We start from the raw sequence: 13657 nt of genomic DNA, 5'->3' as shown, positions 1-13657 counted from the left end.
AGTTCCGTGCCGATGGCATCAGCGATGCGCCGGCACCGGTTCGCGGATCGGCACATTGACCAGCGCGGCCAGCAGCGCCAGCACGATATCGGCGTACCACATCCAGTCGTAATTGCCGAAATGCACCAGCGCCAGTCCGCCCAGCCAGGCTCCGAAGAAGGCCCCGATCTGGTGGGACAGCAGGGTCAGGCCGAACAGCGTGGCCAGGTAGCGCAGCCCGAACAGCTTGCCGACCAGCCCGGCGGTGGGCGGCACCGTCGCCAGCCAGGTCAGGCCGAGGCCGATGGAGAAGGCATAGAAGGTCATCGGCGTCTTCGGCGCCAGCAGGTACAGCCCGACCAGCACGGCCCGCGACGCGTACATGACGGTCAGGATCCACTTCATGCGGTAATGCTGGCCGAGGGCGCCCGCGCCGAGGCTGCCGGCAATGTTGGCGAGGCCGATCAAGGCCAGCGACAGCGCCGACACATTGGCTGGCAGGCCGCACAGGTCCACCGCGCCGGGCAGATGGGTGACCAGGAAGGCGATGTGGAAGCCACAGGTAAGGAAACCCGCGTGCAGGCACCAGTAGCTGCGGTCCCCCAGCGCCACCTTGAGCTGCTGGCGCAGCCCCATGTCGGGCGCGGCGGATTGGGGATGTTCGACCTTGTGGCGCAGCGGCCAGGACAGCGGGATCGTCAGCAGGCAGATCGCCGCCAGCCCGTAAAGGGCCGTGACCCAGCCGAAGCCGGCGATCAGGAACTGGGACAGCGGCGCGAAGACGAACTGCCCGAAGGAGCCGCCGGCGTTGATGAAGCCCGACGCGAAGGCGCGCCGCGGCGGCGGCAGGCGCTGGGCCAGCGCGCCGATGAGGATCGAGAAGCTGCCCGCACCGGCGCCCGCCGACACCAGCAGCCCGAGCGTCACGGCCAGGCCGAACTCGGTGCTGACGAGGGGCGTCAGCGCCAGCCCGAGGATCAGCATGACGGCCCCGGTGAACAAGGAACTGCCGGGCCCGTAGCGGTCGGCCAGCGCCCCGAAAATCGGCTGCGAAGCGCCCCACATGAACTGCCCGATCGCCATCGCGAAGCTGATCGCGGCGATGCCCATCCCGGTAGAGGTATTGATCGGCGACACGTAGAGGCCGAGGGACAGGCGCACGCCCATCGTGATCATCAGCACCGCCGAGGCGGTAAGCACCAGCGGCCAGAAGGCGCCGGCGGGCGAAGAGGCGGAAAGGGAAGATGACGTCATGACGGGAGCACGGCCGGGGGCCGGTTTTCATCGGCTGCGCAGCATCCTCCAGACGCCCGGGGCCGGTCAATCAGGATTTACGTGCGCGCAGCGTCACCAGTGCCGCCGGGAAATCGTAGGACGCCACTTCCCGCTCGAAGCGCAGCCACAGGCTGCCGAGGACCGGCTTCAGGCATTCCGCCGACTCCCGCGCCACCCGCACCGCCGCCACGTTGTCTTCGGCCAGCAAGGCGTCCAGGCGGGCCATCGCTTCGTCCGCCTCGACGGGCATGCCGGTCGTTTCGGCGTTCAGCCGCTCGGGGTCCGGCAAGGCCCGGACCGCTGCGATGGCCTCGGCCTGGGCCGCTTCCAGCTCAGTCAGCAGCACATCGATGTCGGCCCCGTCCTCACCGCGCAAGGCCGCATCCAGGCGGGCGGCCAGCGCCTGCACCGGGCGGATGCCGATCATGCCGGCAACGCCCTTCAGGGAATGCGCCAGCCGGGCCGCCTCGCTCTGGTTGCCGGCCTCCCATTCGCTGCGGATCCGGCCGCCATCGGCCGCGTGGCCAGCGGCATACTTGTGCAGCAGGCGCAGGTAGTTGGGTATCCGTCCGCGCAGGTTCTTCAGCCCATAGGCCACGTCCAGGCCGGGTACGCTTTCCAGGGCCGTCATCAGGTCCGGCGGTTGGGCAATGCCGTCCCCGTCGGCGAGCACCACACCGGCAGTCTCAGTAGCCGGCTGCACGCGCGGCACGGGCAGCCACTGCAGCAGCTTGGCGTAGAGCACCGCCGGGTCGACGGGCTTCGACAGGTGGTCGTTCATGCCGGCCTGCAGGCAGCGCTCCCGATCCTCGCCGAAGGCATTGGCGGTCATCGCCAGGATCGGCATCGTCAGCCCACGGGCGCGGATCGCCTCGGTCGCCTCGATGCCGTCCATGACCGGCATCTGCATGTCCATCAGGATCAGATCGAATGCGGCACCGGCCGCCTTGGCCACCGCCAGTGCGCCGTTCTCCGCCAGCTCGGCCTTCAGGCCGACGCTCTCCAGCAAGGACAGCGCGACTTCCTGGTTGATGTGGCTGTCCTCCACGATGAGGACGCGAGCGCCGCCGTAGTCCCGCCTCAAGGTCGCCTCGTGCTGCTGCGCCGCGTCGGCCGGCGCCAGCGGACGGCGTGCCTCGATCAGGCCGGCGATCACGCGCAGCAGGCTCGACGGCAGGACAGGCTTGGCCAGCGTGGCTTCGACACCCGGGTGCCCACCACCCACCGCACCTCTGGGCTCCTCTTCGCGAGTCAGCACGACGCAGCGCGGCGGGGCTGGCAGCGCAAGCGCCGCCGCCTGCCGCGCGGTTTCGAAGCCGTCCATGTCCGGCATCCCGGCATCGACGAACAACAGGTCCACCGCAGCCCCAGCCTCCTGCGCGTGGCGCAGCCGCTCCAGCGCGGACGGCCCCGAGTCGCAGCACTCGACACTGGCCCCCAGCATGTCGAGCATACCCGCCACGGCCTCGCCGGCCTCTGCAAGATCATCGACCACCAGTGCGCGCAACCCCGTCAAGGGCGCCGGCATTACCGCGTCGCGGCCGACTCGGCCGAAGCGCGCCGAAAACCAGAAGCGGCTGCCCTGCCCCGGCTGGCTGTCCACGCCGATTCGGCCGCCCATCATGCGGGCTAGGTGGCCGACAATTGCCAGCCCCAGTCCGGTCCCGCCAAAACGCCGGGTCGTCGATCCGTCGGCCTGCTCGAAGGGCTTGAAGAGGCGCGCCTGTACATCGGGCTGGATGCCGATGCCGCTGTCGATGACCTCGAAACGCAGCCGGACTGCGTCGTCGGAGCGCTCCTCCTCGATGGCCCGCAGCACGATACGGCCGGCGTCGGTGAACTTGACCGCGTTGCCCAGGTAATTGACGAGCATCTGCCCCAGCCGGGTTGCGTCGCCGCGCAGCAGGGCCGGCACCCGGTGGGTGTCCACGACCAGCTCCAGCCCCTTCTGGACGGCCCGGTCGGCAACCAGCGTACAGGCGTTGCGCACCACATCCTCGAGGCTGAACTCGGCGTCGTCCAGGCTCAGCTTGCCTGCCTCGATCTTCGAGATGTCGAGGATGTCGTTGATGATGGACAGCAGATGGTCGGCCGCATCGCTGACCTTCTGCAGCCTCATGCGCGCCTCGTCGCTTTCCGCATTGCGACGCATCAGATGGGTCAGGCCGATGATGGCGTTCATCGGCGTACGGATCTCGTGGCTCATGTTGGCCAGGAAGGCGCTCTTCGCCCGGTTGGCCGCATCGGACGCCTGACGGGCAGCCTCCAGCTCCGTGGAGCGCTCGGACAACACGTGGTTGGCTTCCTCGAGCTGGAGGGTGCGCTCAGCGACGAGTTGCTCCAGGTGGTCCCGGTGGCGGGCCAACTCCGCCTCGACCCGCTTGCGCTCGGTGATGTCCTCCTGGATGCCCAGGTAGTGCGTGGTGCGGCCATCCGGCTGCACAATCGGCGAGATGCGTGCAAACTCAACATGGACCTCGCCACTGCGCCACCGGTTGATGAACTCGCCCTCCCACGGCCGGCCGGCGCGCAGCGTCTTCCACAGATCGGCGAAGACTTCCGGCGGCGTCAACCCCGACTTGAGGAAACCGGCACGCTGGCCGATGACCTCGTCCAGCCCATAGCCGGTACCCTCGAGAAAGGCCTTGTTCACGTACTCGATCCGGCCGTCCAGGTCCACGATGATCACGCTGGCCAGGCTCTGCTCCACCGCCAGCGACAGCTTGAGCAACAGTTCGGCCGACTTTCGCTTTTCGGTGACGTCCCGCCAGATGCCTGCCAGGTAGCGGCGGCCATTGATTTCCAGCGCGCTGTAGCTCAGCTCCACATCACGCACGCTGCCATCCGCGCGTTTCTGGCGGCTGTCGAACATCACCGGCTCGTTGCGTGCCGCGATGTCCTGGACCCGCCGGGCAACCTCTTGCGGCGACAGGTTGACCTGGATGTCGGGCAGACGGACCGACGCGAACGCCTCCCGCGTGTAACCAAGCCCGCGGCAGGCCGCCTCGTTGAACTCCACGAAACCCAGTGTTTCCACATCCAGCAGCACGATGCCATCCACCGCCTGCCCAACGATCGCGTCGAGCATCTGCAACGCCCGGAGCTGACGCCCCTGGGCTTCTTCCCGCCGGCGCGTGAGCTGCAGCTCGCGATGCTGGAACAGCAACAGCGCAGCCCCCGCGGTGGTGAACAAGGCAAAGCCCATCGCCAGCGCGATCCACCAGACCTGACGGCGGGAGCCCTCGTACATCTCGTCCTCATCCACCTTGACGACCATCGTCCAATCGGTGCCTGGCACCGGGCGACCAACGCCAATCACCCGCTGGCCGTGGTAATCCACGGCTCCGACGATGGCCGGCCGATGCTCGGGATTTCCGACCGCCTGGACGGCTAGCACGTCTTCACTGCTCAACGGCAAACGCAGCCCCAGGGCCGGAATATCCTGATGCCGCAGCGGATTGAGATTGACCAGCGCATTGCCATCCTGGCGCAGCAGCAGGGTTTCGGCAGTCCGGCTCGGCACCGGCCAGCCCTGCAGATAGGCGAACAGGAAGGCCTGCGGATCCACTTCAAGGACGACGGCCCAGCGGGGCGTATCATGCCCCCCCTTCAGCGGGGCCACGAAATCCAGCCTGACCTCGGCTTTCTCGCCATTCCCATCCCGATAGAAGTTGGTATCCAGGGTTCGCCCCTCGGCCAGCGCCTTGCGAACCGTCGCGCGCAGCACATCCGGCACTTCGAAGTCCGAGCCCGAGGCGACCACCGCGCGCCCGTCCGCATCGAACACCGCCACGCGACGGTAACGGTAGGCCCCACGCACGCTCTCGAGATGCTCGCGCAAGCGCTCCCGGGCCTCCGGGCCACCCCATTGCGCATGCAGCAGCCCGAAGCTGGGGTCTCCCGCCAGGGCCTGGGCATCCGCACGACGCTCGTCCAGCCAAGTGGCAATCTGCCCGAGCTTCAGGTCGGCCACCGCCTCCAGGCGGCGGATCTCCTGCTGCTCCCGGTCGTGGATCGTGAACATCGCGCTGCCGACCCCAAGCGCGACAACTACCAGCGCGAACAGAGAAAACGGCAGCAACAGGCGCAGCCCTCCGCGCTCCCGCAACAGCCACGTCCAAGCGCCGCGCCCCGGCGCCTTCGCCTCCGCTCGACCGGTAAAACGACGCAGGACCACCCACAAGGCACCCGAGCTCACGGCCACGAAGACCCAGCCCTTCAACGTGCTGAGCAGCATCAAGTCCTCGGGCTGGGAAGACAGCAGACTCACCAGGCTGTCGGAGAACAATACCCAGCCCGTGGCGAGCAGCGCATAGACGAGCACCACCCGGGCGATGCGGCTGTTCATGCGCGCCCCTCATCCTGATAGTGGCCCGCAATCTCGGCGAAGCGCCCGAATTCGGTCAGGAAGGCATCCACCACGGCAGGGTCGAAATGGCTGCCCCGTGCCTCGCAGATCATGTCGCGGGCCGTCTCCAGCGGTACCGCGGCTTTATAGACCCTTCGCGACACCAGCGCATCGAAGACGTCAGCCAGCGCCATCAGGCGGGCGGACAGCGGAATCGCCTCGCCGGCCAACCCTTCCGGATAGCCGGAGCCATCCCAGCGTTCGTGGTGGTAGAGGGCGATATCTTTGGCGTAGACGAGGAAAGGCAGCGGCCGCTCGGCGTCCTCTTCGGCATTGCGGATCGCCTCACTGCCCAGGCGGGCGTGGGACTTCATGACCTCCCATTCGTCGGCGCTCAGCTTGCCGTTTTTCAGCAGGATGTGATCCGGGATGCCGACCTTGCCAATGTCGTGCAGTGGCGCCGATTTGACGATCAGGTCGATACTGTCCGGCCCGAGCGCCGCCTGGTATTGCGAATCGAGCGCCAGGCGGCGGGCTAGCAGCTCCACATAGGCCTGGGTGCGCCGCACGTGATCGCCGGTTTCCGGGTCGCGGATCTCGGCCAGACGCGCCAGCGCGCGGATGCTCACATCCTGGACGAGCTGGTTCTCGCTCATCCGGCGGGCGATTTCGGCTTCGAGGAAAACGTTCTGATCACGCAGACGATCCCGTGCGCGCTTGAGCTCGAGCTGGTTGCGCACCCGCGCCAGCACGATGCTGGGGCGGATCGGCTTGGTGATGTAATCCACCGCTCCAAGTTCGAGGCCCCGCGCCTCCTCTTCGACGCCATCCAGGGCGGTCACGAAGATGACCGGGATGTCGCGTGTCAGCGGATCCGCGCGCAGTGCGTCGAAGACCGCGTAGCCGTCCATGCCGGGCATCATGACGTCGAGCAGGATCAGGTCCGGCACCGGGCTGGAACGCGCGACGGCCAGGGCGCGTGCGCCGCTCTGCGCGCCGCGCACGCGGTACGGGGGCTGCAGCAGTTCGCCGAGGACCTCCAGATTCTCCGGCAGGTCATCGACGATCAGCACCGTCGCCCGCGGAGATGACGGATCTTCGGCAGGCACGGCGGGAAGAGGCAGGTACGGCTTCATCGTAGGAATGGATTGATCTCGAAACCGACACCATCGGGAAAGGCCAATGCGCGCCTTTCGCTTGCGGAACCGGGCGATTGGCGGGGCCGGTTCATTCTGATGCCGTATTATCCATTGCTTATCGTCCGTTCCATGCGGCATCTTGACCCTGGTCGATAAGCATTTGTGAAATGTGCCGCGACCGGGGCCACAGGCTAAACTTTCCGCCCTCGCCCAATGTTTGGCCCCATGCCTCGACCGCTCGCCCGCCTGCTGCCCTTTCTCGCCTGGCCCCGCCAGCTGGACGCCGCCGGCCTGCGGGCCGACCTGCAGGCCGGCTTCACGGTGGCCCTGGTAGCGATCCCGCAAGCCCTCGCCTACGCCCAGCTGGCCGGCCTGCCGCCCTACGTGGGGCTCTACGCATCGCTGCTGCCGAGCATTGTCGGCGCGCTGTTCGGTTCGTCAGGCCAACTCAGCACCGGCCCGGTGGCCCTCACCAGCCTGCTCACCGCCACCTCGCTGGCACCGCTGGCCCTGCCCGGCTCGGAGACCTACCTGGTGCTGGCGGTGCAGCTGGCGCTGCTGGCTGGGCTGCTGCAACTGGCGTTCGGCGCGCTGCGCCTGGCCCACTTTGCCGACCTGCTGTCCCACCCGGTGCTGCACGGCTTCATCAACGCCTGCTCGCTGCTGATCTGCGTAGCCCAGGTGCCGACCCTGCTCGGCCTGCCCAGTGCCGGCCAGCGCCCCTTCTTCGAAGCCGTGGGGGACCTGGCCAGCGCACTGCCCGACGTCCACCTCCATTCCGCCGCCCTCGGCGTCGCCGCCGCTGTGCTGCTGATCACCCTCAAACGCCTGCTGCCGCGCTGGCCGGGGGTCTTGATCGTGGTCGCCGGCCTCAGCGGGGTGGCCTGGCTAACCGGCTTCGAGAACAACGGCGGGCGCACCGTCGGCCTGCTGCCCGACGAAACATTGGCCTTCGCGCTGCCACGTGCGGACTGGGCACAGATCACCGACCTGCTGCCATCGGCCTTCGTCCTGGCGCTGGTCAGCTTCCTGGAAGCCATGTCGAGCTGCAAGGTCGCCTCGGCACGCACCGGCGAGCGCTGGGACGGCAACCAGGAGTTGATCGGCCAGGGCCTCGCCAAGATCACCGCCTCGGTGTGCCAGGCCTACCCGGTCAGCGGCTCCTTCGGCCGCTCGGCCTTCCTGCTCGCCCATGGCGCACGTACCGGGCTGGCCTCGGTGGTCGGCGCCTTGATGGTATTGGCGGCGCTGTTCAGCATGCCCGGGCTTATCGCCCACATCCCGCTGCCGGTGCTGGCGGCGGTGATCCTCGTAACCCTCGCCGCACTGCTGTCACCAACCCAACTCAAGGAAGCCTGGCGGGCCAACCGGGACGACGGCCTGGCCGGCACGGTGTGCTTCGTTGCCACACTGGCCTTCGCCCCGCATATCGAGATTGGCATCCTGTCCGGGCTGATCCTGTCCCTGGCGCTGCTGATCTACCGCAGCATGAAGCCCCGCGTCGCGGTGCTCGGCCGCCACCCGGACGGTACCTGGCGCGACGCAGCGCGCTTCAGCCTGCCGCCGGTCCATCCGCAACTGAGCATCCTGCGCTTCGACGGTCCGCTGCATTTCGTCAACGCAGCAACCTTCGAGGACGCCGTGCTGGCCGTCGAGCGCGACCATCCGGGCCTCAAGGTGCTGTTGCTATCTTGCGGCGGCATCAACGACATGGACGCCAGCGGCGTCGAGGCCCTGCGCCGGGTTCACCGCCAACTGGCCGAAGCCGGCCGTACGCTGGCCTGCTGCGGCCTGAAGCAACAGGTACTCGAAGTGATGGAACGCACCGGGCTACGCAGTCTTCTCGCCGGACACGCAAGCTACCGCACCGAGGATCACGCGCTGCAGCACCTGCTGCCAGGCCTGGACGGCATCCAGCCAGCCAACGCACGCCGCGGACTCGAGTGGTGAGTGCACCGGACTTTGTTGACCGGGGTCGTTGTAGTGCCCCTTGCAGAAGCAGATACTGATACCCAATCAGGCATTCAAGCTTTCGGACAGACAACAAGGGAGCGCCTTATGACACCGACCTCGGTACGCGATATCCGTAACCTAAGCCTGCTCGGCCAGTCCGGGAGCGGAAAGACCACCCTGCTCGAGAAGCTGCTGGCCACCGCCGGCGCCATCGGCAGCCCCGGATCGGTCGAGCACGGTGATACCGTCAGCGACTACGATCCCCAGGAAAAGGCCCTCGGCCATTCCCTCAACAGTGCCGTCGCCCATCTGGAATGGGCCGAACACTGGATCAACGCCATCGACACGCCGGGCCTGCCGGATTTCTTGGGCCGCGCGCTGGCCACGCTACCGGCAGTGGAAACCGCCGTCGTCGTGATCAACGCTGCTGCCGGCGTCGAGACCGTGACCCGCAAGGTCATGGAAGCCGCCGCCGGCCAGTGCCGGATGATCGTCGTTAATCGCATCGACGCGCCGGGCGTTGATTTCGGCGGGCTGCTCGAGCGCATCGGCACCAGCTTCGGCAAGGAATGCTTGCCGATCAACCTGCCGGCGCCGGGCGGCGAAACAGTCATCGACTGCTTCTTCGCGCCGGACTACGCGGCAACCACCGCCTTCTCCAGCGTCCGCGATGCCCACGACCGCATCGTGGACCAGGTCGTCGAGGTGGATGAAGAACTGATGGCCCTGTACCTGGAACAGGGCGAATCCCTGCAGCCGGAACAGCTCCACGACCCGTTCGAGCAGGCCTTGCGTGAAGGCCACCTGGTTCCGGTGTGCTTCACATCGGCACGCAGTGGTGCCGGCATCCGCGAACTGCTCGACGTGATGGGGCGCCTGCTGCCCGACCCCACCGAAGGCAACCCGCCACATTTCCTGAAGGGCGAAGGGCCGGTCGCCACGCCAGTGTCAGTCAGCACCGACGCGAGCAAGCACGTCATCGCCCACGTCTTCCAGGTCAGCAATGACCCCTTCCGCGGCAAGCTCGGCCTGTTCCGCATCCACCAGGGCACGGTCACACCGAACACCCAGCTCTACATCGGCGACGCCCGCAAGCCCTTCAAGGTCGCCCACCTGCTGCACGTACAGGGCAAGAACCAGATCGAGATCGAAGTCGGCATCCCCGGGGACATCTGTGCGGTGGCGCGTATCGACGAGATCCACCGGGACGCGGTGCTGCACGACGCCCACGACGAGGACCACTACCACCTCGCCCCGCCCGCCTACCCGCAGCCGGTCTTCGGCCTGGCCCTGGCCGCCGAGAAGCACGGCGACGAACAGAAGCTATCCGAAGCCCTGCACCGCCTGCTCGACGAAGATCCCTGCCTGAACGTCGAGCACGACCTGCAAGCCAAGGAAACGGTGATCCGTGGCCTCGGCGAGGTGCATCTCAAGTCGCTGCTGGAAACCCTCAAGGCACGCTGGAACCTCAACCTCAAGACCAAACCACCGGCCATCCCCTACCGGGAAACCGTCGCCGGCACGGCGGAAGCCCGTTACCGCCACAAGAAGCAGAGCGGCGGCGCCGGCCAGTTCGGCGAAGTGGCCCTGCGTGTGGAGGCACTGGAGCGCGGCGGCGGTGTGCAGTTCGCTGACGAGGTGAAGGGCGGCACCATTCCCGGCAACTTCATGCCGGCAGTGGAAAAAGGCGTCCGCCAGGCCATCACCGAGGGCGTGTTGAGCGGCTTTCCGCTGCAGGACATCCGCGTGGTGGTCTTCGACGGCAAGCACCACACGGTGGACTCCAACGAAGTCTCCTTCGTCACCGCCGCCCGCCACGCGGTGCAGGAAGCCGTGCAGGGCGCCCGCCCAGTGGTGCTGGAACCGCTGGTGACGCTCACGGTGCGAGTCGCCGACGAGCACTTCGGCGGCATCAGCGCCGAGCTTTCAGGCCGCCGCGGCCGCGTCACCGGCACCGACAGCCCTCAACCGGGCTGGACCGAAATCACCAGCGTGGTACCGATGGCCGAGATGGAAGGCTTCGAATCCCGCCTCAAGTCCATCAGCGGCGGCGAAGGCAGCTGCAGTGTCGCCTTCAGCCACTACGAACCGGCTCCGGGCGAAGTACAACAACGCCTCGCTCGCGAACACGCCGGCAAGCGCGGAGGCGAACAGTAGTTCCTGGCCACGCGGGAGCCTCAATCAGCTCGCGTGCGCAATCGAGATCGAGGAATCAGACGACCCGCCTCCTCGATCTCGTTCGAAACCCAATAGGCGGCAGCCCAGGTTGTGACTACAACCGAGCGGAGTCGTAAGAACCGTCGATGCCCATGGCAATCGAGGACTCTTACCGCCGGCCGGGCCCCTGCGGCCCCCGCGCTGATCTACGCAGGCGCAGGCAGGGTTCCCCAACGGAGCGGTAAAGACATCCGGGTCGTTACGCGGCTGTATGGTGATACGGTAAGGGTTGCGCGGGTTCGGGCGGGTGTTCTTGGTTCCGAATTTCCAATACAAAAAGCCCCCGCAGAGAACTCTGCGGGGGCTTCGATGGGTTAGTCTGACGATGACCTACTTTCACGCACGGCTGTGCACTATCATCGGCGCGGTCTCGTTTCACGGTCCTGTTCGGGATGGGAAGGGGTGGTTCCAAGACGCTATGGTCGTCAGACTATAACTTGTACCGCTCAGGCGCGCTTTCGCGCTGAGCGTCAAAGGGAAGAAGTGTTCTGTGGGGTGTGTGACTGCGCTGTGCGCGGTGTTCATCTTGCACTTTTTTGCAAGGTTATAGGATCAAGCCTCACGGGCAATTAGTACTGGTTAGCTTAACGCATTACTGCGCTTCCACACCCAGCCTATCAACGTCGTGGTCTTCAACGACCCTTCAGGGGAATCAAGTTCCCAGGGATATCTCATCTTGAGGCGAGTTTCCCGCTTAGATGCTTTCAGCGGTTATCTCTTCCGGATTTAGCTACCCGGCGATGCGACTGGCGTCACAACCGGTACACCAGAGATCCGTCCACTCCGGTCCTCTCGTACTAGGAGCAGGCCCCCTCAAATATCCAGCGCCCACGGCAGATAGGGACCAAACTGTCTCACGACGTTTTAAACCCAGCTCACGTACCACTTTAAATGGCGAACAGCCATACCCTTGGGACCGGCTACAGCCCCAGGATGTGATGAGCCGACATCGAGGTGCCAAACTCCGCCGTCGATGTGAACTCTTGGGCGGAATCAGCCTGTTATCCCCAGAGTACCTTTTATCCGTTGAGCGATGGCCCTTCCATACAGAACCACCGGATCACTATGACCTGCTTTCGCACCTGCTCGACTTGTCGGTCTCGCAGTCAAGCCTTCTTTTGCCATTGCACTATCAGTACGATGTCCGACCGTACCTAGAAGACCTTCGTACTCCTCCGTTACCTTTTGGGAGGAGACCGCCCCAGTCAAACTGCCTACCATGCACGGTCCCCGATCTGGATTCACAGACCTAGGTTAGAACCTCAACGACACCAGGGTGGTATTTCAAGGACGGCTCCACCAGAACTAGCGTCCTGGTCTCAGCGCCTCCCACCTATCCTACACAAGTCCCGTCAAAGTCCAATGCAAAGCTACAGTAAAGGTTCATGGGGTCTTTCCGTCTAGCCGCGGGGAGATTGCATCTTCACAAACACTTCAACTTCGCTGAGTCTCAGGAGGAGACAGTGTGGCCATCGTTACGCCATTCGTGCAGGTCGGAACTTACCCGACAAGGAATTTCGCTACCTTAGGACCGTTATAGTTACGGCCGCCGTTTACCGGGGCTTCGATCAAGAGCTTGCACCCCATCACTTAACCTTCCGGCACCGGGCAGGCGTCACACCCTATACGTCCACTTTCGTGTTTGCAGAGTGCTGTGTTTTTAATAAACAGTCGCAGCCACCGATTCTCTGCGGCCTCTTCGCCCTTCGGATGTACTCCTACAAGCTACCGAGGCATACCTTCTCCCGAAGTTACGGTATCAATTTGCCGAGTTCCTTCTCCTGAGTTCTCTCAAGCGCCTTAGTATCTTCTACCTGCCCACCTGTGTCGGTTTGCGGTACGGTCACTCTATGACTGAAGCTTAGAGGCTTTTCCTGGAAGCAGGGTATCAATCACTTCGGTCTCAAAGAGACCTCGTCGTCACGCCTCAGCTAAGCTCTCCGGATTTGCCTAAAGAGCACGCCTACACGCTTAAACCGGGACGTCCAACACCCGGCTGACCTAACCTTCTCCGTCCCCCCATCGCATCATAGAGCGGTACAGGAATATTGACCTGTTTCCCATCGACTACGCATTTCTGCCTCGCCTTAGGGGCCGACTCACCCTGCGTCGATGAACGTTGCGCAGGAAACCTTGGGCTTTCGGCGAGGGTGCTTTTCACACCCTTTATCGCTACTCATGTCAGCATTCGCACTTCTGATATCTCCAGCATCCTTTACAAGACACCTTCACAGACTTACAGAACGCTCCCCTACCATCTCTTACGAGATCCGCAGCTTCGGTTCATGGCTTGAGCCCCGTTACATCTTCCGCGCAGGACGACTCGACTAGTGAGCTATTACGCTTTCTTTAAAGGGTGGCTGCTTCTAAGCCAACCTCCTAGCTGTCTATGCCTTCCCACCTCGTTTTCCACTTAGCCATGTATTTGGGACCTTAGCTGGCGGTCTGGGTTGTTTCCCTCTTGACGATGGACGTTAGCACCCACCGTCTGTCTCCCGTGTATCACTTTCCGGTATTCGGAGTTTGCTATCGCGGGGTAGATCGCAATGACCCCCCCAACGATTACAGTGCTCTACCCCCGGAAGTGTCCGCACGAGGCACTACCTAAATAGTTTTCGGGGAGAACCAGCTATTTCCAAGTTTGTTTAGCCTTTCACCCCTATCCACAGCTCATCCCCTAATTTTTCAACATTAGTGGGTTCGGACCTCCAGTGCGTGTTACCGCACCTTCATCCTGGCCATGGAT

The 13657-nt window shown here is 64.8% G+C and carries 5 protein-coding genes and 2 rRNA genes (1 of these 7 only partly in view); 2 read left to right on the top strand and 5 right to left on the bottom strand.

The window, feature by feature from the left end; all coding sequences use genetic code 11:
- Positions 1–18 precede the first annotated feature (18 nt).
- The 3 genes from AC3QL2_RS17085 to AC3QL2_RS17075 form a co-directional block, all read right to left on the bottom strand.
- A complete protein-coding gene (locus tag AC3QL2_RS17085; protein WP_493235012.1) occupies positions 19–1233 on the bottom strand; it encodes an MFS transporter in 1215 nt (404 codons plus the stop codon).
- Positions 1234–1303: 70 nt separating this feature from the next.
- On the bottom strand, positions 1304–5602 hold the full coding sequence (locus tag AC3QL2_RS17080) for a response regulator (protein ID WP_493235010.1): 4299 nt from the start codon (positions 5600–5602) through the stop codon (positions 1304–1306).
- Positions 5599–6738: a response regulator gene (locus tag AC3QL2_RS17075; protein WP_493235008.1), complete on the bottom strand. Its 1140-nt coding sequence runs from the start codon at positions 6736–6738 to the stop codon at positions 5599–5601. The genes AC3QL2_RS17080 and AC3QL2_RS17075 overlap by 4 nt, the downstream gene beginning before the upstream one ends.
- A 228-nt stretch (positions 6739–6966) precedes the next feature.
- Between AC3QL2_RS17075 and AC3QL2_RS17070 the strand changes: the two genes are divergently transcribed.
- Both AC3QL2_RS17070 and fusA read left to right on the top strand, forming a co-directional pair.
- Positions 6967–8691 (top strand): SulP family inorganic anion transporter, encoded by a 1725-nt coding sequence (locus tag AC3QL2_RS17070; RefSeq protein WP_493235006.1) that lies wholly within the window; start codon positions 6967–6969, stop codon positions 8689–8691.
- A gap of 108 nt (positions 8692–8799) precedes the next feature.
- Positions 8800–10851 (top strand): elongation factor G, encoded by a 2052-nt coding sequence (gene fusA, locus AC3QL2_RS17065; RefSeq protein WP_493235005.1) that lies wholly within the window; start codon positions 8800–8802, stop codon positions 10849–10851.
- Between the two features lie 377 nt (positions 10852–11228).
- Here the strand turns inward: fusA and rrf are convergent.
- Positions 11229–11341, bottom strand: a 5S ribosomal RNA gene (rrf, locus tag AC3QL2_RS17060).
- Between the two features lie 118 nt (positions 11342–11459).
- Positions 11460–13657, bottom strand: a 23S ribosomal RNA gene (locus tag AC3QL2_RS17055) (it continues 685 nt past the right edge of the window).

This window comes from Zoogloea sp. GW822-FHT05C07, assembly GCF_058800215.1.
The sequence above is the reverse complement of the archived record's forward strand: the minus strand, read 5'-3'. Positions and strand labels throughout refer to the sequence as shown.

Excerpts from the sequence above, each read along its gene's own strand:
- AC3QL2_RS17085 (WP_493235012.1), bottom strand. The coding sequence starts at position 1,233 with ATGACGTCATCTTCCCTTTCCGCCTCTTCGCCCGCCGGCGCCTTCTGG.
- AC3QL2_RS17080 (WP_493235010.1), bottom strand. The coding sequence starts at position 5,602 with ATGAACAGCCGCATCGCCCGGGTGGTGCTCGTCTATGCGCTGCTCGCC.
- AC3QL2_RS17075 (WP_493235008.1), bottom strand. The coding sequence starts at position 6,738 with ATGAAGCCGTACCTGCCTCTTCCCGCCGTGCCTGCCGAAGATCCGTCA.
- AC3QL2_RS17070 (WP_493235006.1), top strand. The coding sequence starts at position 6,967 with ATGCCTCGACCGCTCGCCCGCCTGCTGCCCTTTCTCGCCTGGCCCCGC.
- fusA (WP_493235005.1), top strand. The coding sequence starts at position 8,800 with ATGACACCGACCTCGGTACGCGATATCCGTAACCTAAGCCTGCTCGGC.